The organism is Pontibacter silvestris, from assembly GCF_020907275.1.
Lineage (GTDB): Bacteria > Bacteroidota > Bacteroidia > Cytophagales > Hymenobacteraceae > Pontibacter > Pontibacter silvestris.
Genome location: NZ_JAJJWI010000029.1, coordinates 1 through 20836, shown reverse-complemented (window position 1 = coordinate 20836; position 20836 = coordinate 1). Strand labels below are relative to the sequence as shown.

Here is a 20836-nt window from a genome sequence, read left to right as displayed (position 1 = left end):
ACGTATTGGTAAGATAGTATGTACAGTAAAAGCGAAAATACCGGTTTAGGCAAATCTAAAACCTTAATATCTAAAAATTCTTGTTATGAGTTAATGTATGACAGCACTAAAAACAGAGTTTATTTAGTTATAAATGGGTTTTGGAAGAGCATTGAATCCGTTCCTGATTATTTACAGGATTGGAAGAGAACTCTATTGTTCGTAAGATCTGGATTTACGCTATTAGCCGATTTTACTGCTATGATTACGCATCCGCAAAGCATAGCAGATCTTCACATCCAGGCTCAGAATTTGATAGTAAAGGCTGGTATAAAAAAAGCTGCTTTGGTAGAGTCAAAAGACCGTATTGCGGTGTTACAGAATCAAGCTATTGTAAAGCAAACCAACCTGCCTGCCGAAAGCTTTGTAGCTGCTAAAGAAGCAGAATCTTGGTTAGATTCCTTTGTAGCAAGTTAGAGTTTTATTAGGCGAAGTTAATGTTCCACGTGAATATGAATTACAGATAACCTCTGGCCTGTAGCATAAACAGTTCAGCATATTTACCATTTTGAGCCAGCAGTTCCTCATGTGAACCAAGTTCTTTCAGTTGCCCCTGTTCCAGAAAGAGAATTCTGTCAGCCATACGTACTGTGGAGAAACGGTGGGAGATAAGTACAGCTGTTTTACCTTTTATCAATTCTGAAAATCTTAAAAATACTTCATGTTCCGCACGTGCATCCAGGGCAGAGGTTGGTTCATCTAATATCAATAACTGTGCTTCACGCATATAGGCTCTGGCAAGTGCTACTTTCTGCCATTCTCCTCCAGATAAATCTATTCCCTGGTTAAACCGTTTCCCTAATACTTGGTTATAACCGTCTGGCAGCCGTTGTATGAGTGGGTCCGCCAGGCTTTTTCGGGCAGAGGTTTGAATACGTTCATGGTCAGCAATGTTGCTGATCTGGCCAACAGCAATATTATCGGAAGCCGTCATCTGGAACCGTACGTAATCCTGGAAAATAATACCTACCTGGTGACGCAGGTCCTGTAAGTCATATTCACGTAGGTCCATACCATCCAACAAAATTTTACCCTCTGTTGGCTCATAAAGGCGGGCCAGCAGCTTTACCAGTGTTGTTTTACCAGCACCGTTTTCACCGACTAAGGCTAGCTTTTCACCAGCTCTTAAGTGAAAAGAAAGATGTCTCACTGCCCATTTTTCACTATTCAGGTATTTAAAGCCTACGTTTTCAAACGTAAAGCCCTTTTGTATAGGTCGCGGCACTGGTAGCGGATTAGCAGGCGGAGTTATCTGTGGTTGTAGTTCCAGAAAGTCGAACAGGTCCTGTAGGTATAAAGCCCCTTCTGCTATTTGTGAAAAGCGCGTCATAATACCCTGCAATAGTCCCCGCATGTTGTTAAAAGATCCGGCCAGAAAAGTTAATGTACCCACTGTAATAACACCTGCCACTGTTTGAAAAAGTATGAAAATGTAGGCACCATAATAAGCGAAGGTGCCTATGGCAGAGAGGCCACTGCCCCAGATTGCACGTCGTATGGTTAAGCTTTTGTTAAGGTTGTAGTATCGGTCAGAGAGCAGCTTAAACCTGTTCGCTAAAAAGCCAGATAAATTAAAGGTCTTGATTTCTTTAGCTGTTTCGTCGCTGGCACCTATGTAACGCAGGTAATCCAATTCGCGGCGTTCGGGTGTCCAGGAGCGGGACAAGGAGTAGCTTCTTTCATTAAAGTGTGTTTCTCCTAGAAAAGAAGGTATTACAGCTATCAGCAGTATAAGAATAAGCCATGGGTTAAAAGCTATCAGGCCCACAGCCAGAAAGCCTATGGTTACACTATCCTGCACCTGTGCCAGCACCTGCGACATAAGTACGACACGTGTTACCGTCTGCCGTCGAGCCCGTTCCAGCTTATCATAAAAGGTTGCATCTTCAAATTGTGCCAGGTCTAAAGTGGCTGCATGCTCTATAAGTGTTATAGAGGTTTTGTTGGTAAATAGGTCGCCCAGCAGACTGTCCAGGAACGTAATACCTCTGCTGGTTAAATCAGAGAGTACGGCAAGCCCTAATTCCAGAGCCACCAAGGCCCAAAGGTAAGTCATGTTACGATCTCCCGTTACATCAATCAGCCGGATTACCTCATCAATAATAAGTTTACCAATGTACAACAAAGCCAAAGGCAAGGATGCCTTTACTAAACGCAGAAGCATATTGCTAACAGTCATGCCCTTGCTCGTGCTCCAGATCAGCCTGAAGAACTTTGGTAAATTTTTCAAGGCTCCAAGCTGCTCCCGAAATGTTTTCTTTTCATCTCCAGCCTGCTTCGACACTGCTCTCTCGCCTTTGTTTATTTTACTCATATGGAGGTTTACGATACAGTTCCGCAGCCTGTTCTTCTTATACCAGCTCCTGCAGATAATATATAACAGACAGTAGTTATGTTAAATTTACCTGTACAAGGAATAAGAAACAGGTATATTAGGCTGTGTCTGATGAATACCTTTTGAAGGGAAAACCAAAACCTAAGTGTTCTCTAATTGCTCCGATGATAGAGTTAGAGACTATTTTATAATCAGATTTAGATTCATCAGACACAGCCTAAATAAATGTAAACTATTGGCTATTAAGTAACACAGTGATACCTTCGCCTGCTATAAAGACCACTAATTTAAGAACTTAAAGGAGAAGTGAAAGTAGTAAGAATGGCTATGTTTATGATAGCCACTTTATAGGCAGGTGGTGTTGCTTTAGCTAAAAAGCCGGTAGTGTACTAAAAGTAAGGATGTAGGTTTTGAGGAATTAGCAATAAGGAGCAGGTGTTCTAAAAAAAGATCGCCAAACCTTTACTTTACATGAGCACCTGTCCCCACTGTCATAGCCTAAATATAGTGAAAAACGGTAAAAGCTACTACTGTAAACAGCACTACAAGTGCCATTGCTGCCGTAGGTAAAGGCGCTGTGACAACAGGTAGGCGAGCAGCTTCCGCTGGGCAACCTGAAGAAGACGGAGATAGAGCTGCTGTTAAGGGGCCGTGTTTAGAAAAGGGCAGTAACGCCACCCAAAGGACAAGAAGCAGGCAATCAAGATTGAGCGGCTGAATAATACCCTTTGGCAACGCTTCCCAAGACTAGTGAGAAAGACCCTATCCTTCTCCAGACCCTGGGATAATCATCGCCTGGCTCTACGATACTTCTTATTCAACTACAATATTGATAAATTGCCTAAAAAAACTTCCTTATTTTTAGNGGGCCGTGTTTAGAAAAGGGCAGTAACGCCACCCAAAGGACAAGAAGCAGGCAATCAAGATTGAGCGGCTGAATAATACCCTTTGGCAACGCTTCCCAAGACTAGTGAGAAAGACCCTATCCTTCTCCAGACCCTGGGATAATCATCGCCTGGCTCTACGATACTTCTTATTCAACTACAATATTGATAAATTGCCTAAAAAAACTTCCTTATTTTTAGAACACTACCCGACTTTCACTATCACCTAAAATGAGAAAAGCCCCACCAAAATGGCTGGGGCCTTCTCTCACCTTAAAACAAACTAATCTAATCTAAACTTTAATCTAACCTAATCTTGCCTTATCTGCTGAATCAAGAAGTTCAGCGTTGAATATTTATATTTTAGCTCCTTAAGAACTCTTTATATCTTTTATAAAATTTAAAGAAGGCTTTATCAAAATGTTAAATAAAGCAGCTATTATTTGGTTAATTAAAATAACCTTTATATATTAGCTTTCTGATAAGAATGTCCTTCTTAATTCGGGTGCAAAAGTACAGTTTTTGTTTCTTAAAAACAAAAACTGTGGCCGCTATTATTTATATTTTTATCTACTTTATTTTTCTTCTGGTTTCTTGCAACTGTAGTGCTAAGTGCTAAAACACCTGTTTTGTTTGTTAAAGCACAGATGTTTAAATAGTTATAAATATAAATAGCTTTATATCTGTAACTATTGCTGCGCGTTTGTAGTGCAGCAGTAGCATGTGTTTTTAGCTAATTTTTTGGCTGAGCTTTCTCTTGTAAAGAACAGCTTTAGAAAAATCAGATCATGGCTACTGTTTTGTTATCGATCTGCCCACCATAAGTTTTCTTGTAATGTACCTTACGTTCCAAGGCAGCTATAACAGGTTTAGAGAAGTCTACACCCTCCATTTCACTGGCATCGGGTAAAGCGCCCGGGCTAAACACGTTTATCTCCATTAGCTTATTGCCTACTATATCCAAGCCTACTAAGAACATGCCGTCCTGTACCAGCTTTGGCTGTACAAGTTCTACCAGGTTTAGCATTGTTTGATCTACATTAGCCTGTTGTACACTGCCTCCTGCATGTATATTGCTGCGGATGTCGTCTTTGCTGTTTACACGGCGTATGGCGCAGTATTTGCCTTTATGTTGTAGGGCTTCTCCATTCATGAAGTCGGGTGTGTTACGGTCGACCAGCATGGTCAGCATCTTGCCAAGCTCGTGGCGCTTATCTCGGAAAAGAAAGCCTAATGTAGGGTCATCTATCTTTTCTATCGGAATGTTATAAAGCTTTCGCTTGAGCTGGTCAACGTCTATAGGCATCAGGCGGTAATGGAAAGTGGGAGCCGCTTTGTATTTGTTCTTCCTGAATTCTTCCCAGGCCTCACTTTTATTAACAGGTGTAACTAACAGCAAAAACTGAAACTGGTCTGTAATGCTCGTAAATAGCTTGTCTATGCGCCAGACAATTCGCTTGACAGCCTACTTTCCCATAAAGCTATAATATAGGAAGCTACAGCCTTCACAAAATCGGCAGAGGCATGGTCAGGTTGCCCCGACGGGTGGCGAAAAATTACCAGAAAAGGAAGGGCTTCGTCAATGTAGATATATCCTCCTTTTAGCAGTCGTCTCTGTACTTGCCTGCCTCGCTTTAAGCTGCGGCCTATGCTTTTTATAAAGTTGTCGGTTATGCTTTCATCATGTTAGTTTACACTTGGCACACTTTGGCAAGCGCTTCCAGTACAGGCCTGGTCGTAGCCTCTAAAGCTTGCTTTATCTGTTGCAACTGTGCCTGGTCTGGCTTACCTGTCCATTCATCCATAAAGAACTTTTTAAACTTGATGCTGAGCACGCAGGCCTTGTTCGGAAAAGTGTCATGAATCCAGCGCATAAAATGGCCTCCCTGGAACTTTACGTTTTCACGCACATCCAGACGGCGGCCATTATAATTGTAGGAGCTGAGGGTATGCATGAAAGTGTCTACCACTGGAGCCCACTTTTCTCGGTTCATGTTGCCGGTGCCAATGTTTACTTCCGGGTTCTGCTCCGGGTCGGCTGCAGGGCCACTGGCACCTTCGCGCTTATGGTTATAGGTGTGCAGGTCATACACTACAAAGCAACCATGCTGCTGTTGTACTTTTGTCAGCAGCAACTTTACGTCTTCATAAAACTTATCGTAATGCGCCAGCGATTCAAGTGCCAGTTCGTCCGCTAACTCATTCTTCCATACCTGCAACCCCCAGGTATCTTCCGGCTTGCGGTAAATAGCTCTTTCCCTTGGCCGGTTCAGGTCCATCTCAAACCTGGAGTTGTGGCCTGTTATCTGGTTGTCTGCCACCGATACCCATTGGTCGGTAAATGGGTCCTCTTCTCGCAAGCGCTCTTTTTCAGATAGAAAGAAGAAGTCCTTTATATTGCGGCGTACATCATGCCCGCTATGTATGGCTGTAGCTATTAAGGGGCTGTTGCCACGTGTAATGGTATAGTACAAAGCGTCTACTTTTGTCTGTGCCATAAAAGGTTTTTAATATCAGGTTTACCCTCTATTGCTGCCGAAGGTTTTAGCGGAACTTTGCCGCTTAGGTAGTTTATGGTGTATCGCTTATCTTTACCATAGCATGCCAAGACAGATGGAAAATAAATACGCAGCAGATATAGCTGAGAAAGAAGACGAGCAACTGCTTCAACTACTACAGGAAAGCAACCAACTGGATGACGAGGCTATACTCGCTGTTCTAGAAGAAATTGAAAAAAGGAACCTGCATGTTCCGGGGTTGGAACAGCTAAAAAAAGATATTGCGGAATCGATAGAGACACAGCAACGCCTGCATGAAGCAGAAACAACTGTGGAGGCTGAGCAACGCACAGCTACCGATAAGGCAAAAGACTTTCTGAAGCTGTTCGTGCCCCGGCCTTACTATTTTGTTACACCTATACTAGCCGACCTTAATATCCTGATCTTTATAGCCATGGTAATAATAGGTGTAGGTATTATGGAGCCGGAAATACAAGACCTGCTCAACTGGGGTGCAAACTTTGGTCCTTATACACTTACCGGTGAAGCATGGCGCTTATTTAGTTGCATGTTCCTGCATATCGGGTTGCTGCACTTGTTACTGAACATGCTGGCTTTGGTGAACATAGGTAGTATGCTAGAGCCGCTCATAGGCAAAAAACAGTTTGCTATAGCATATATACTCTGTGGCTTATCTGGTAGTGTGGCTAGCCTGTGGTGGGACCCTACACGTGTTAGTGCAGGAGCCTCAGGGGCTATATTCGGTATGTTTGGTATGTTTCTGATGGTGATGCTGCTGGAGCGCCAGTTGCCATGGACAAACAAAAAAGCCATGTTACTGAATGTAGGAGGTGTGATAGGCTTAAACCTTATGTTCGGCCTTAAAAGCGGTATTGATAATGCCGCTCATATTGGCGGCCTTATATGTGGTCTGTTGCTGGGTGCTGTTTTGCTGTTGCGTTCAGGGCGACACGTTGCCCAGACTTACAGCAGTTTTGGCAACATAGCTACCGTTATAGCTGGAGTAGTAGTTTTAAGTGCTATGTTTTTATCTATTCCGAAAGATAAAGTTCAGTTTGTAAAAGTAATGCAATCGTTCGCTGGCAATGAGGCCAAAGCTATGGAGGTGTTCCGGGAGTTGGTGCAGGATAGCACGGCGGCAACAGCAAGTAAATTTAATGAGCCTTTGCAGCAGAGCATTGCTCTTTGGGATGAAAGCATAGCAGACCTGGCTGCTTTACAAAGTCTGGAAGGAAAAGAAGCTAAACAGGTGGAACTGATGCTGGATTATGCCCGCCTGCGCAAGAAGTCTTATGAGATGGTGCGCGAGGACCTACTGGAGAACAGATCATGGCTGCACCCGAAGCAACAACAAGTGCTTTATGCCATCAGCACTTATCTGCAAGAAATAGAGGAGCTAAGTAATGAAGATTTGACAGAACCTGCCCCGACTCAAAGTACAGACTAAGTTAACGATAAGTACATTATGTAGTTGAGGAAGCCCTATTCTCTTAAAACCTAAGTTGTTACTTACGTATAGTTTAAGAAAGCTTAGAAAATGGCCTCCAACCAAAATACAACAAATAAAACTGTTATCTGTCCGCATTGCGGTAGAGAAGTGCCACCAGTTAAACGCTGCCCGCACTGCGGTCAGATTCTGCCTAAGCCTGAAAAAATGAATGGAAAGAAATATAAACTAACTCCGGTAGAAATATTCCTGTTAGTGCTTGGCGGCATTATGCTGTCAGTTGCCCTGGTGGCTCTTTAATTTCTCATGCGGACACTCTGCCATCCTGCATTTTTGCTTTGCTTTTTTTTGTTTTTTTTAAATCAGGCGCTGGAGCTGGCGGATGTTTCTGTTTGGCCACTGCATGCGTATCTGGATGATCTCCTGTGCATGCCTATTGTTCTTACCATAGCTTTAGCTGCCGAAAGAGTTTATTTTCAGAATCCTCAATACGTTATTCCATTACATTATATAATTGGTGCTGTGGTAGCTTTTGGTGCTTTCTTCGAGCTGCTTTTGCCTTTCATTTACACAAAGCACATAGCAGATATAGCAGATGTTGTGGCTTATGCTGCCGGGGCTGCTATTTTTCAACTCACGATCAACAAACCCACACATTAGTTTAAAATCAACCAGATATAGATACTTATTGTTCTGAAACGAAAATATAATGGCACCAGAGCAACCTTTCTGTTTTTCCTGCATCTGTTAGTTAAAAAATGGTTCCAGCGCATTCAGCGGGAGCATGATCAGTAAAATCAAAATAAACTTAAAAATAACGAACTATGAAAATTGCTAAATCTTACGCTATTGTTATCTTTCTTTTTGCATTGATGCTATCAGCCAGTACCCCCGCTCTGGCTCAGCAGCTTAGGGGCAATGGTAACACACGGTCTCAGACCAGAAATGTGTCAGGGTTCAAAGGTATTGATGTAAGCGGTGGCTTTATTGTGGAGTTAACGCAGGGTAACAAAGAGAGTGTTAAGCTGGAGGCCGAGGAAAACCTACTGAATAACATTGCAACAGAAGTTAAAGATGGAGTATTACACATCTATAATAAAAACAGCCTTTATTCATCAAGAGCTATGAAAGCTTATGTAACTGTTCAGGAACTAAACAGCATAGACATTAGCGGAGGCGTAAAAGTAGAAGGTGTGTCTACTTTTAAAGCCTCAGGCTTAAGCCTTGATATGAGTGGCGGGTCTTCTGTGAAACTGGCCTTAGATACAAAAGAACTAAAGGCAGATATGAGTGGTGCCAGCAAACTGGAATTAACAGGCAAAGCAGACAAGGTAATTTTAGACATGTCTGGTGCATCTAAAGTGGAGGCTGCTGATCTGGAGGCTGGCATAGTAAGAGTAGAGGCAAGTGGCGCGAGCAAGGTAAAGCTATTTGCGAAAGAAGCATTGGACATAAATGCTTCCGGAGCTTCTGTTGTATATTACAAAGGTACTCCAAGTATTACTGCTGCAACATCGGCAGCAGCCAGAGTATCAAAATTATAAAAACACATGCACTTTACTTCAAAAAGAGTAGCCTGTTAAGGTGTTTGGTATGCCTGAGTTATCTTTTGCAGCTACTGGCCGTATAGCTAAACCACAGACATTGGTTTAAATAAATCTACAAAACTATGAGTGAAGCTAAAAAAACAACCAATCATAAGGAAATCCAGGAGTGGGCTGAGCAACATGGAGGGGTACCCAGCATTATAAAAGGGACAGAAAGCGACGGTAGCGGAGAAGGTGTATTGCGCATCCATTTTCCTGAAAAAAGCGATAGCAATGGCAGCTTTGAAGAAGTTAGCTGGGACGAGTTCTTTGAAGAGTTTGACCATAGCAAACTTGCTTTGCTGCATGACCCTAATGGCAATTTTAACAAATTAGTAAGCAGAGATTAAATAAGCTTAAAACAAAAGGGGCCGACGCATACAGCGTCGGCCCCTTTTGTTTTAAAGGAAAACCTACTACCTTACCGGAGTAGGAAGTACTGGTAAGCTGGCATGGCCTTCGGCATCTACAGCCTGCACAGCAAAGAAGTAATTGTCTTTTGAGTAAGGTACAGTTGCTTCAGTGCCTTTTACCAAGAACTTCTTTTCCCAAATAGGGCTGCTGGTTTCACGCATTAGTACTACATATCCTGCTGGCTTTTGTCCTTTGCTTGGAGTCTCCCATTTCAGGTCTGTTTTATTGGTAAGGTTAGAAGTGATCACACCTACTTTTTCCGGAGCATAAGGCGCCCACCCTAAGCTGGCCATGCTGGCAAGGTTAACACCTGTGTTTTTTCGCAGGTACTCGAAGTCCATAAACTCTATCAGGTCACCATATTGCTTACCTTCTTCTACTCTTACGTTTTGGTGCTGATGGTCAAACTCTTCATTCATTTCACTCATACGCACAGCAGCATAACCTTGTTGGTTAAACGGTGTGTGGTCGCCGCCACGCAAAAAGCGATCAGCACGATATCCTAATATTACTTCAATCTGGTCTACATATTTCTCGCCAACCATTTTCATATAGCGGGCAAGGTTACGGCTTGGGCTGTCGTTTTCAGACCCCAGTGTTCTGCGTAAACGTGCCTGCTCTTCTGTTTCGTTGCTGGGAGTAGCTTCACTAAACAGGCGTACACGTGTGTTGTCGTGCAGGCCTGTTTCTGCAGAGTAGGAGTTGCCTACAATATCGTTGTTCTGCATAGCCACTAAGTTCCAGCCTTCTTCCTTGGCACGCTCTGCTAAATGCTTTGAGCCATATAAGCCTTGTTCTTCGCCCTGAAAAGCAACAAACACTAAGGTAGCCGGAAACTGGTGGGAAGCCATAATACGGGCCATTTCCATCACCATTGCCACACCGGAAGCGTCGTCGTTAGCACCTGGGGCTTTGCCTTTCGCATCCATCACATCAGTAGCGCGGGAGTCTAAATGGCCACCAACTATTATTACACGGTCATCGTCAGCGTCTGTTCCTTTCAGGATGGCCATCACGTTTGCCATCTCCACATCCTGCGGTATTCTGCGACCATCAGCCTTTACAGTATAGCGGTCCATTTCTACGGTCATGCGGCCACCCGATGCTTTGGCATATTTTTCAAATTCTGATTTTACCCATTCGCGGGCAGCACCGATACCTTCTTTTTTGCTGGTGGTAGTACTAAGAGTGTGGCGTGTACCAAAAGAAACCATCTTACGCACCAGTTCTTCCAGGTTTTTAGCAGATATCTCATTTACCATTTTCTTTATCTCGTCGTCCTGCGGTACTGCTTCCTGCGCTTTGGTAGAGGTAATGCCTGTAGAAAAGTATAAGCCTGCCAGCAGAAACAAAGCCAGTAGCCGGGTAAATAGTTTGTTGTGAAGCATAATTATATTAGGTGAATAATTGATCAATCTCTAAAGATAAAGAAGAAATCTTTGAAAAAAGAAATTCTTTGTGCCACCTGCTCCTGCCTGGATGTAACTCACAGTAGTATTTTTAAATGTTGGCCATCCTTTTTACTTTAGTAAAATTTTATTGCTACAAATCACCTTAATGAAAAAGCTTTCTTTATTTATTGCATTATTGTTAATATGTTTTGGGTCAAAGGCACAGTCAGGTTCTCCTGGAAAAGGTAACTACCAGCTAGCCTCCCGCTTCTCACCTGATAAACTGGAAAAATTGGTTTTTACTACCGCAGTGGACCCGCATTGGCTAAAGTACTCTGACCGCTTTTGGTATGAGTATGAAACCAGCGATGGTAAGAAGTGGTACATTGTAGACCCTGCCTCGAAATCTAAAAAAGTTATGTTTGATAATGCCAAACTTGCTTCAGAGGTTACCATGGTTGTAAAAGATCCTTTTGACGCGCAACACCTGCCTATCAAGAACCTGAAATTTACGGATGATGAAAAGAGTATCCTGTTCGAAATAATAAGTTCTGTTGACGAAGTAAAGAAAGACAGGAAAGACAAAACCGATGCTGATTCGCTTCAGAAGAAAACGTTCTTTTTTCGGTATAACCTAGCTACAGAAAGGCTGGAAGAGCTGAAAGATCACGAAAAGCTAAAAGAAAAAGCAAAGTGGGCCTCTGTTTCACCTGATGGTGCTGTTGTGGTTTTTGCAAAGCAGTACAACCTGTACTGGATGGATAAAGCCAATTATGAAAAGGCTTTGAAAGACGAGAAAGACTCTACTATTGTAGAACATCAGCTAACAAAAGACGGCGTTGAGAACTATCACTACGGCGACTCGAGAGGGGAAACCAACGTAGAGCGCGAAAAGAATAAAGATAAGCGTAAACCTGCCCGCATTTTATGGTCTCCTGATTCAAAATACTTTGCCATGATTCGGTCGGATGAGCGTAAAGTAAAAGACCTTTGGGTAATACATAACACAGCCAAAGGGCGGCCAGAGCTTGAAACTTACAAGTATCAGATGCCCGGCGAAAAGGAAGCGCCTATTAGAGAACTGTTTGTTTTTGATTTTGCTGCGAAAACATCTAACAAAATAAGCACTTCTGCTTACAAAGATCAGGAGTTGTCGCTTTGGTCGGCACCGGAGCTAAAGAAAAACCGTGATGATGAGGATAAACCTGATTTGTGGTTAGGCACAAACGATATATTCTATTTTACACGCACTAGCCGCGACCTGAAAAAGGTGGATGTCTGCCAGCTTGATGTTAAGTCGGGAGCCGTAACGCCTCTTATTAAAGAGGAATTCAACACTTATGTAGAGGTAAACAGAGCCGGTCTAGTGAATGGAGGCAAAGAACTAATTCACTGGTCTGAGCGTGATGGCTGGGGGCACTTTTACCTGTACGACGGTGCCGGTAACCTGAAGAACAGAATTACTTCGGGTCCTTTCCATTGTGAAGAAATTGTAGGCATAGATGAAAAGAGCCGTGTGCTTTACTTTATTGCCAATGGCCGTGAAGCCGACGAAGATCCTTACCTGATGCACCTGTACCGGGTAAACTTTGATGGCAGCGGGCTTACCTTGCTGAATAGTGGCAATTTCGACAATAGTGTTAGCATGAACGATGCGAATACTTATTTTGTGAACACTGCTTCTACGGTTAACTCTGTGCCTGCATCGGTATTGTACAACAGCAAAGGCCGCAAAGTAATGGAGCTGGAAAAAGCTGACCTTTCGCGTTTGATGACTACGGGTTATAAATTTCCGGAGCCTTTCAAAGTGAAGGCAGATGATGGCATTACCGACCTTTATGGCGTAATGTACAAACCTTTCAACTTTGATTCTACCAAGACTTATCCAATTATAGAGTACGTATATCCGGGGCCGCAAACAGAAGCTGTTAACAAAGCTTTCGGGTACAAAATGGACCGCATAGACAGGCTGGCACAATTAGGTTTTATAGTCGTTACAGTTGGAAACAGAGGAGGGCACCCGGCCCGCTCCAAGTGGTATCACACCTACGGCTACGGCAACCTGCGTGACTACGGTTTGGCAGACAAGAAAGCCGCTATTGAGCAGTTAGCAGATCGTTACTCATTTATAGATATACATCGCGTGGGTATTACCGGGCACTCTGGCGGCGGATTTATGTCTACTGCAGCCATGTTGGTGTACCCTGATTTTTATAAAGTAGCTGTTTCAGGGGCAGGTAACCATGAGAACAACATTTATAACCGTTGGTGGAGCGAAAAGCATCATGGAGTAAAAGAAGTTGTTTCAGCTAAAGGCGATACTACTTTCCAATACGCCATTGATAAGAACCCCGACCTGGCAAAGAATCTGAAAGGCCACTTGCTATTGGTAACCGGCGACGTAGACAACAACGTGCACCCTGCCAATACTATCCGTATGGCTGATGCGCTTATAAAAGCCAACAAACGCTTCGACTTTATGCTGATGCCGGGCCAGCGCCACGGTTTTGGAGACATGACAGAATATTTTTTCTGGCTGATGGGCGACTATTTCACGAAGCATTTACTAGGAGACTATTCTCAACCGGTAGATATTTTGGAGATTAACAGGGAAGTGCCACACACAGGAGGTAAAAAAATCAGCTCTGGCAAAGTTGCTAGCCCGGAACTATAAGTAAAGATATGTTAAAAGCGAAAGCCGCAGCTAAATATATTGGCTGCGGCTTTTTTATTCTTATTCTGAAAGGCTCTTATTTATAAGCAACCTTACAGCGCTCACCCTGTAGCAAGTACAGTTCTTCCTCTACAGTAAGTATACTCTTTGCCTCTGCAAATTCAGTTTGGTAACGCCGGGAGAGTTCACGGCGTTTGATAGCCTCTAGAAAACGCCGTGCATCGTCATGCGTTTCTAGTACCAGCCCCGGAACCTGAGCAGGCTTATCATCTTCGCCTTTGGCTACCATGGTAAAATAAGAGGTGTTGGTATGCTTCACGAACCCTGATTTAACATTTTCAGAAATCACCTTTATACCAACCATTAGAGAAGTATTGCCTACATAGTTTACGGCTGCCAATAGCGATACCAGGTCGCCTACCTCCACAGGCTGCAGAAAGTTAACGCCATCAACAGTTACTGTTACACAATAGTTGCCTGCGTGCTTGGCAGCACAGGCATAAGCTACTTTGTCCATTAATGAAAGCAGGATACCACCATGAATTTTACCTCCAAAGTTGGCATAACTCGGAATCATCAGTTCTGTAAGTGTAGTACGGGAATGGGAAACAGGGCGGTACTCGGGTGCAGTCATACGTAGCTTATCTGTGAAAAAATATATTCTAATACTAACTAAAAAGTAGCAAAGAATAAAGCTTTACAAGAAAATAACATCCTTCACTACATCGGCACCACTCTCTCTGTTCAGTAATTCTATTACTTTAGATTTAGACATATTCAGTTCATGCTTAAGCGGGGCAGAAGTAAGTCGCACAAACAGCTTGTGATCTCTGAAATACAATTCCTTTGTTTTCATGGCAATGGGCTTCCCCATTATCTTTTCCCAACTCTGCACAAGATTAATCTCGCTTAACTTGCCATCTAAGCGGTAAGCCTGCAGTAAAGCTTTTATGCTTTCGCCTATGGGTTGTGTGTCGGCTTTACGCTTGTCAATCTCTTCTTTCTTCTTGTAGTAGCGCACGGGGTGGAGTTTTGAATAACTAAATTTGAATGAGTAAAGATATAGTTTCAAAAGTTTACAGCACGGAAGACTAAGAACTATATTTCTTCTGCCTAGAACGAAGGTAAATAGAAAGAGGCTTTTTTTAGAAAGAACAGTGAAAGTTACTCTTTAATAACTTTCACTGTTCCGTTGTGTACGCCAAACCTGTGAATACTCTCAGAAAGGCCTTCAAGTATTTTGTCGGTGCGCTCCAGGTGCGTATCTGTCAGAAATATCTGGCCGAAAGTATGGGCTGCTACCATTTGCATCAGTTTTGTAATGCGTTTCTCATCCAGGCGATCAAAAATATCGTCGAGTAGGAGCAGGGGTTTGTACTGATGTCGCGCAGCCATAACCTCAAAATGAGCCAGTTTTAAAGCAATGGCATAACTTTTCTGCTGCCCCTGTGAACCGAAGTTCTTCACCGGGTTTTCATCCATCAGAAAAACAAAGTCATCTTTATGCGGGCCAACAGTGGTACGCTGCAGTGCCAGGTCTTTCCGTTCTGCCTGTTGCAGTTGTTTCGCATAATCTGCTCCTGGTAACTGGCTTTTGTAAGTAAGGGAAACCTCTTCGCTGCTGTCGGAAATGTGGCGATAGTGTTTCTGGAAGATCGGGACAAACTCAGCTAAGAAAACCTGCCGTTCCTGTGCCAATTGCTCAGCAAAGGGAATCAGTTGCTCATTTAAAATAGCTAGATAGTCTCTGTCGAAGTAGTTGCGTTCGGCAAATTGCTTGAGCAGAGAGTTCCGTTGTTTCAGCACATAATTATACTGTATAAGCTGCTCCAGGTAAGGGTGGTTAAGCTGCGACATAAGGCTGTCGAAGTATTTGCGGCGCTCTTCGCTGCCCTCCCTGATCAGGTCTGTGTCGTAAGGCGAAATAAGCACTACCGGAAACCTGCCAATATGGTCACTTATCTTTTCGTAGATAACTTTATTATGTGTAACTGTTTTTTTCTGGCCCTGCTTTAAGTTACATTGCACAACATGCTTTTCTCCTGCTATCTCAAAACGCCCTTTCAGCATAAAAAAATCTTCGCCTTGTTTTATGTTTTGCACATCGGAGCTGTTAAAGGCGCTCTTGGTCATAGAAAGGTAATGTATGGCATCCAGCAGGTTGGTTTTGCCGCTTCCGTTGTCGCCAACAAAGCAATTGATATGCGGTGAGAAACTAATAGCAGCTTCGTCATAATTCTTGAAAAACATTAAACTGAGATTTTCGAGGAGCATTAATTTCTACTTTGATATCTTTTTCCTTATTTTCGCAAGCTGAACCCGTTACAGGCTTTTAGTCCACTTTTTAGTTTAAAATTTTCCTAAAGCGTACAAACGGATATTATATAACGAATAGAAATATACCCATGGCTGATACGAAAGAAGAAAAAGCAAAACCAGCGAAAGCAAAGGTACAGGCTGATCCAAAATTTTCAAAAGAGACTTACATGTGGTGGTTTGAGAGAATGAAACTCATTCGCCGCTTTGAAGAAAAAACTGGCCAGTTATATGGCCAGCAGAAGATTAAAGGTTTCTGCCACCTTTACATTGGGCAGGAAGCTTGTGTGGCAGGAGCAGCTACTGCACTTACTAAAGACGATAAGTGGATTACTGCTTACCGTGACCACGCACACCCATTAGCACTAGGTACAAGCCCTAACGCGATTATGGCTGAAATGTTTGCTAAAGCTACTGGTTGCTCTAAAGGTAAAGGTGGTTCTATGCACATGTTCGATAAAGAAGTTAATTTCATAGGTGGGCACGGTATCGTAGGTGCTCAGGTGCCGCTTGGTGCAGGTATTGCTTTTGCTGAAAAGTATAACAACACAGGTAACGTGTGTATCTGTTATATGGGAGACGGTGCGGTGCGCCAGGGTGCTTTCCACGAGGCTCTGAACATGGCCATGACATGGAAGCTGCCAGTAATCTTTGTTATTGAAAACAATGGTTACGCAATGGGTACTTCTGTAACCCGTACTTCAAACGTAACAGAACTTTATAAGCTTGGCCTTGCTTATGATATTCCTTCTGAGCCGGTAGAGGCTATGTCAGTAGAGAATGTGCATGAAGCCGTAGCCAGAGCTGCAGAACGTGCACGTGCCGGTGAAGGTCCTTCATTGTTAGAGTTCAGAACATATCGCTACAAAGGCCACTCTATGTCTGACCCTGCCAAGTACAGAACTAAAGAGGAGCTGGAAGAATATAAAGGCCGTGATACAATAGAGGCTGTTAAAGCTACCATTCTGTTAAACAAATGGGCGACAGAGGAAGAGTTGGATGAAATTGATGATAAAGCGAAGCAAGTTGTAGCTGAGTCTGTTAAATTTGCTGAGGAGTCTCCATACCCTGACCCAAGCGAGTTATACACTGATATTTATGCAGAGAAGGACTATCCATACATAATGGACTAATTCTTTCAAACAATTTTATAGAAAAAGGAATTAAAAGCTAGTTTCCTGTGGTTTAGTATCATAAGGGGAAGTATATTTGGCATTTTAATTCCTTTTTATACCTTTTTAAAAGATTATTTTTCAAAGTTAATGGCAAACGAAAGAGTTAAGAAGCATAGCGAAATCGAGGAGCTGGTAGAAAGTCCTGATGCGTTGGCAGATCGCTTTGCAGGTTCTGAGGATTTTGTGAAGAGAAACAGAACGGTGTTACTGGGTATATTTGCTGCGGTTGCCGCTCTTATTGTAGCTGGTTTCTTGTACTATAATTACCGAAGCTCCCGTAACCAGGAAGCGCAGGAGGCAATGTACCAAGCGGTATATTACTTTGAAGCTGACTCGTTAAACAAAGCATTGAATGGCGATGGCCAGTATGATGGTTTGTTAGCAATTGCTGATGAGTACAGTGGTACTGATGCTGGTAACTTAGCTAGTTTCTATGCCGGAGTAGCTTTGTTAAAAGAAGGTAACTATGCAGAAGCTGCAGAGCAGTTAGAAGATTTTGAGTCTGATGACTACCTGATGCAGGCACGCGCTTATAGCCTGACAGGCGATGCGTTACTGGAGCAGGGTAAAAACGATGAGGCTGCTGATATGTACAAAAAAGCGGCTAACCATAATGAGAACCAGTTCTTCTCTCCGCAGTACCTGATGAAAGCAGGTATCGCTTATGAGTCTGGTAATAATTATGCGGCAGCAGTTGAAGTCTATAATCAAATCATAAATGATTATGCTGCTTCTGCAGAAATAACAGATGCTAAAAAGTATAAAGCCCGTGCCGAAATGCTGGATGGTGGAAATAACTAATTAATACAAAGGCTTTTGCCTGGAATAAGAGCGCTTTTGTCTTGCAGGCAGAAGCGCTTCTGTTTTTAAACCAATCTTAAACTATAAAAGCTAACGTAGAAACGAATGGCGACAGCACTGAAAAACCTGAACGAATATAAGAAGGAAAATTTTGCAGATATCTCAGAGAAAAAGTTTGGTATTGTAGTGGCTGAATGGCACAGCGATATTACAGATGTGTTGTCTGACGGAGCCATTGAGACGCTGCTGAAGCATGGTGCTAAAAAAGAAAACATATTTCGTAATACCGTTCCCGGAAGTTTCGAATTAACATTAGGGGCACAATTTCTGGCACAGCAGCCAGAAATAGACGCGGTAATTTGTATTGGTGTGGTTATAAAAGGTGATACAAAGCACGATGACTATATTAACAATGCCGTAGCTAACGGACTTACCACAGTAGCTTTAAAATATAATAAGCCAGTATCTTTTGGTTTAGTAACTACCAATAACTTAGAGCAAGCCTTAGACAGAGCCGGTGGCAAACACGGCAACAAAGGAGTAGAGGCAGCTGCGGCAGCTATAAGTATGCTGGCTTTCTAAACATAACGGCTTTATTTTACTCTTTTTTTCAGGAAGGAAAGGCGGCGGAGCAAGGCCTGTTAGTAGCGAAGGAGCCGGTTAAAGGACTTGTGTACTTATGCTATCTGTTCCCAATAACTTTTATAGTAAAGGAAAGGGTTATTGGCAGGAAAGGAGTAAACCACTAGAGGCGGTTCTAACCAAGAGCCGCCTCTAGTGGTTTAAAGCTAAGAAGAGAATATCAAAGCACAGCTGCTACACCTTTATACGCAATAGGAGTAGGGCTTTCTCTAAAGAGTTAAAAGTTATACCCGATAGTTAGACCTGGTCTGATTCGGAAGCCGCTACCCAGAATATTAAGGAAGTCCAAGTCAAAATCATCTTCAGTGCCTGTATTTACTTTTAAGCTTCCGCTGTTGTAGCCGGCTCCAAAAAATATATCAAGTGCTAAACCACTGTTAAAAATCCATTGGTTTCCTACAGCTAAGCCTCCACCAACTGGTGCATAAGAAGCACTATACTGTTTATTAGCATCGTTATCATCTACAGTTAATTTAAAGTCCTGTATTCTGGCATAACCTGCGAGGTAAGGGCCAGCGGGTGCTATTTTACTTTCTGATAAATAATAACGAACTTCGGGAGTAAAGCCGTGGCCTTTAAATTTGACATCTGATATAGTAACACCTGTTACAAACGCACCTAGCTGCGCACTTACCCGAGAGCTAAAAGCATGCTCTACAAAGCCTGAGCCAGTTAGGGTAAAGGGGCTAAGTACATTAACTTTGGCTACAGTACGTTTAGGTGCTACAGTATTTCTTGGGGCCGGCCTCTGCGCAAAAGCCGAAGTAGATGTTATTAGTAAAAGGACTAGAGCAGCCAATGATAATAGAATATGTCTCTTCATGTTTAAGTCTTAAAAGTGCTTTATTAAGAGGAAATGAATGGTTGTGCAAAGATGATAACAACATCCGTTCCATATTTTAAATGTCAGTCGCTTGTCGGCTTCAGTCATAACTTATAAAAGCTTTGTTAAACTCTTTTAAGAAATCAGATAATCTTTTGCTTGTTCAAAGAAATGTGTTGGCTTGTTGTTAGTTTAAGCAGAACTTTACTACAAGCTTTTAAAGGTTTAATTGCCTGTGCCAAAGCTTTATACGGTTAAGTTTAGTTAATAAAGGTACTTGCTCTAAGCCACAAAAGAGGCTACTGCGGTAGAAGGAAAATTGGCATAAGAAAAAATTGTTAAATTAGCAGCAACAGATAGTAAACTAAAGATATAACTACTATTTTTGCACGAATTTAAGCTTAAATACTATTTTAGCATAAAGAGGTAACCTTAAGTAAATAAGATGGATACCTGCACTAACTAAACTAAAAATGTTTAACCAATGTTAAGGGCGCAAATGTAGTAGCCTTTGCATAAGGTTGGATACACCCCAGAAAGGTTAAAATATTTTATAGTTCTAATTTGATAGAATGAACACAAACGAAGAAACACAGCGTTATTCCAGAGAGGATTTAGCAGAGTTTGAGAAGATTATCAGTGAAAAACTGATCAATGCGCGAAAGGAAGTAGCTTTCATCAAAGAAACGCTGAGCCGACGCAACGATTCAGGTACTGATAATACGGCTTCTCCAACAAAAGTATTGGAAGATGGTGCAGATACAGCTGAAAAAGAAAGCTTGAATCAATTGGCTTCACGCCAGATGAAGTTTATCCAGCAGTTAGAAAATGCACTTATACGTATTAAAAATGGCACCTATGGCGTTTGTATTGTAACGGGTAAGTTAATCCCGAAAGAAAGACTACGTGCCGTGCCGCACACACAGCATAGCATTGAAGCTAAATTACAACGTAACGACTAGTACATTTACATTTTGAGTATTCTGCAAAACCACATTCAGGCACTGGTTTTTTGTGCCCAGTCGCCAATCAGTATTGAGGAGATTCAGCGTTGTTTACAGGAATCGCTGGGGATAGAGGAGGTTCTGGTAAGTGACGTGCTGGAAGCTGTTGAGAGTATCAATGAGCAACTGAATAGTACGGGCTTCGCTTTTCAGATTTATGCGATAGGCGGTGGCTATCAGTTTCTCTCTAAGCCCGAGTACCAGGATACCGTTAGTTTATACCTGAAACAGAAATCAAAGAAAAGATTATCAGCGTCTGCATTGGAGACGCTGGCAATTATAGCTTATAAACAGCCTATTACCAGGTCTGGCATGGAGCAGATCCGTGGCGTAGGGTGCGATTATGCTGTGCAGCGATTACTGGAAAAAGAACTCATCGAAATAAAAGGTAAAGCCGAAACCATAGGAAGACCTGTTTTATACGGTACGTCTCAAAAGTTTATGGACTACTTCGGTATTAACCACATCAAAGACCTTCCGCAGCTAAAAGACTTTGCCACTGAAGAAAATATCATAGGTGAAGTAGCCGATTAATAACTACAATTGAACTATACATTAGTATTACTTAGTTAATACTGCACACAGAGGTACAGTAGCGATACTGCATCATTAATTAATACACAATGGCAAGAGAAAATGAAAGACCTGCCCGCGGTAACGCTGGCGCAGGCAGAAGAGGTGCTGAAAGAAGTCATTTCGGCAGACCGGATAATAACGAAGGCAAAAAAATCTTTAACAGAAGAGATAAGTACGAAAGCGGCGAAGGAAGAGAAGGCGGAGAGCGCC

Annotated in this window: 21 protein-coding genes and 2 pseudogenes; 15 read left to right on the top strand and 8 right to left on the bottom strand. The window is 42.5% G+C overall.

Features of this window, described 5'->3' with window-relative positions; translation table 11 throughout:
- Positions 1–18 precede the first annotated feature (18 nt).
- Positions 19–456: a hypothetical protein gene (locus LN995_RS19015; RefSeq protein ID WP_229962673.1), complete on the top strand. Its 438-nt coding sequence runs from the start codon at positions 19–21 to the stop codon at positions 454–456.
- A gap of 40 nt (positions 457–496) precedes the next feature.
- On the opposite strand, the gene LN995_RS19010 is transcribed toward LN995_RS19015, so the two are convergent.
- Positions 497–2353, bottom strand: a complete 1857-nt coding sequence (locus LN995_RS19010) for an ABC transporter ATP-binding protein (RefSeq protein ID WP_229962672.1) — start codon at positions 2351–2353, stop codon at positions 497–499.
- 492 nt (positions 2354–2845) lie between these two features.
- On the opposite strand from LN995_RS19010, the gene LN995_RS22265 reads away from it, so the two are divergent.
- From LN995_RS22265 to LN995_RS19000, 3 genes and pseudogenes are all read left to right on the top strand, one after another.
- On the top strand, positions 2846–2944 hold the full coding sequence (locus tag LN995_RS22265; protein ID WP_417629326.1) for an IS1/IS1595 family N-terminal zinc-binding domain-containing protein: 99 nt from the start codon (positions 2846–2848) through the stop codon (positions 2942–2944).
- Positions 2945–3079: 135 nt separating this feature from the next.
- Positions 3080–3253, top strand: a pseudogene (locus LN995_RS22260) (IS1 family transposase); the annotation flags it as partial.
- A 46-nt stretch (positions 3254–3299) separates the two neighbouring features.
- Positions 3300–3488: pseudogene (locus tag LN995_RS19000) on the top strand (hypothetical protein); the annotation flags it as partial.
- A 551-nt stretch (positions 3489–4039) separates the two neighbouring features.
- On the opposite strand, the gene LN995_RS18995 reads toward LN995_RS19000, so the two are convergent.
- Both LN995_RS18995 and LN995_RS18990 read right to left on the bottom strand, forming a co-directional pair.
- Positions 4040–4657 carry a tyrosine/phenylalanine carboxypeptidase domain-containing protein gene (locus LN995_RS18995; RefSeq protein WP_229962671.1) on the bottom strand — a complete coding sequence of 206 codons (618 nt, stop codon included), beginning with the start codon at positions 4655–4657 and terminating at the stop codon, positions 4040–4042.
- A 292-nt stretch (positions 4658–4949) separates the two neighbouring features.
- Positions 4950–5756: an N-formylglutamate amidohydrolase gene (locus LN995_RS18990; protein WP_229962670.1), complete on the bottom strand. Its 807-nt coding sequence runs from the start codon at positions 5754–5756 to the stop codon at positions 4950–4952.
- 115 nt (positions 5757–5871) lie between these two features.
- On the opposite strand from LN995_RS18990, the gene LN995_RS18985 reads away from it, so the two are divergent.
- From LN995_RS18985 to LN995_RS18965, 5 genes are all read left to right on the top strand, one after another.
- Complete coding sequence (locus LN995_RS18985; protein ID WP_229962669.1) at positions 5872–7224, top strand: rhomboid family intramembrane serine protease; 1353 nt, start codon at positions 5872–5874, stop codon at positions 7222–7224.
- Positions 7225–7314: 90 nt separating this feature from the next.
- A complete protein-coding gene (locus LN995_RS18980) occupies positions 7315–7524 on the top strand; it encodes a hypothetical protein (RefSeq protein WP_229962668.1) in 210 nt (69 codons plus the stop codon).
- A 48-nt stretch (positions 7525–7572) separates the two neighbouring features.
- On the top strand, positions 7573–7884 hold the full coding sequence (locus LN995_RS18975; RefSeq protein WP_229962667.1) for a BTB/POZ domain-containing protein: 312 nt from the start codon (positions 7573–7575) through the stop codon (positions 7882–7884).
- Between the two features lie 164 nt (positions 7885–8048).
- Positions 8049–8768, top strand: coding sequence for a head GIN domain-containing protein (locus tag LN995_RS18970; RefSeq protein WP_229962666.1), 720 nt, complete (start codon positions 8049–8051; stop codon positions 8766–8768).
- A 125-nt stretch (positions 8769–8893) separates the two neighbouring features.
- Positions 8894–9160: a hypothetical protein gene (locus LN995_RS18965; protein ID WP_229962665.1), complete on the top strand. Its 267-nt coding sequence runs from the start codon at positions 8894–8896 to the stop codon at positions 9158–9160.
- 66 nt (positions 9161–9226) lie between these two features.
- On the opposite strand, the gene LN995_RS18960 is transcribed toward LN995_RS18965, so the two are convergent.
- The gene (locus LN995_RS18960; RefSeq protein ID WP_229962664.1) at positions 9227–10612 is read right to left on the bottom strand and encodes a M28 family metallopeptidase; all 1386 of its coding nucleotides are present in this window, start codon (positions 10610–10612) and stop codon (positions 9227–9229) included.
- 169 nt (positions 10613–10781) lie between these two features.
- Between LN995_RS18960 and LN995_RS18955 the strand changes: the two genes are divergently transcribed.
- Positions 10782–13289 carry a S9 family peptidase gene (locus tag LN995_RS18955; RefSeq protein ID WP_229962663.1) on the top strand — a complete coding sequence of 836 codons (2508 nt, stop codon included), beginning with the start codon at positions 10782–10784 and terminating at the stop codon, positions 13287–13289.
- 76 nt (positions 13290–13365) lie between these two features.
- On the opposite strand, the gene LN995_RS18950 is transcribed toward LN995_RS18955, so the two are convergent.
- The 3 genes from LN995_RS18950 to recF all read right to left on the bottom strand — a co-directional run bounded on the left by LN995_RS18950 (position 13366) and on the right by recF (position 15563).
- A complete protein-coding gene (locus tag LN995_RS18950; protein ID WP_229962662.1) occupies positions 13366–13923 on the bottom strand; it encodes an acyl-CoA thioesterase in 558 nt (185 codons plus the stop codon).
- A gap of 63 nt (positions 13924–13986) precedes the next feature.
- The gene (locus LN995_RS18945) at positions 13987–14310 is read right to left on the bottom strand and encodes a DUF721 domain-containing protein (protein WP_229962661.1); all 324 of its coding nucleotides are present in this window, start codon (positions 14308–14310) and stop codon (positions 13987–13989) included.
- Positions 14311–14453: 143 nt separating this feature from the next.
- Positions 14454–15563 (bottom strand): DNA replication/repair protein RecF, encoded by a 1110-nt coding sequence (recF, locus tag LN995_RS18940; protein WP_229962660.1) that lies wholly within the window; start codon positions 15561–15563, stop codon positions 14454–14456.
- A gap of 131 nt (positions 15564–15694) precedes the next feature.
- Between recF and pdhA the strand changes: the two genes are divergently transcribed.
- The 3 genes from pdhA to ribH all read left to right on the top strand — a co-directional run bounded on the left by pdhA (position 15695) and on the right by ribH (position 18163).
- Entirely contained in the window at positions 15695–16738 is a 1044-nt protein-coding gene (gene pdhA, locus LN995_RS18935) for a pyruvate dehydrogenase (acetyl-transferring) E1 component subunit alpha (protein WP_229962659.1), read from the top strand.
- A gap of 129 nt (positions 16739–16867) precedes the next feature.
- Complete coding sequence (locus LN995_RS18930; protein WP_229962658.1) at positions 16868–17581, top strand: tetratricopeptide repeat protein; 714 nt, start codon at positions 16868–16870, stop codon at positions 17579–17581.
- Positions 17582–17686: 105 nt separating this feature from the next.
- Positions 17687–18163, top strand: coding sequence for a 6,7-dimethyl-8-ribityllumazine synthase (gene ribH, locus LN995_RS18925; protein WP_229962657.1), 477 nt, complete (start codon positions 17687–17689; stop codon positions 18161–18163).
- Positions 18164–18440: 277 nt separating this feature from the next.
- Here ribH and LN995_RS18920 read toward each other — a convergent pair whose 3' ends face one another.
- A complete protein-coding gene (locus LN995_RS18920) occupies positions 18441–19046 on the bottom strand; it encodes a DUF3575 domain-containing protein (RefSeq protein WP_229962656.1) in 606 nt (201 codons plus the stop codon).
- 572 nt (positions 19047–19618) lie between these two features.
- Between LN995_RS18920 and LN995_RS18915 the strand changes: the two genes are divergently transcribed.
- Together LN995_RS18915 and scpB are read left to right on the top strand one after the other, a co-directional pair.
- A complete protein-coding gene (locus LN995_RS18915; protein ID WP_229962655.1) occupies positions 19619–20008 on the top strand; it encodes a TraR/DksA family transcriptional regulator in 390 nt (129 codons plus the stop codon).
- 12 nt (positions 20009–20020) lie between these two features.
- Positions 20021–20584 (top strand): SMC-Scp complex subunit ScpB, encoded by a 564-nt coding sequence (gene scpB, locus LN995_RS18910; RefSeq protein WP_229962654.1) that lies wholly within the window; start codon positions 20021–20023, stop codon positions 20582–20584.
- Positions 20585–20836 lie beyond the last annotated feature (252 nt).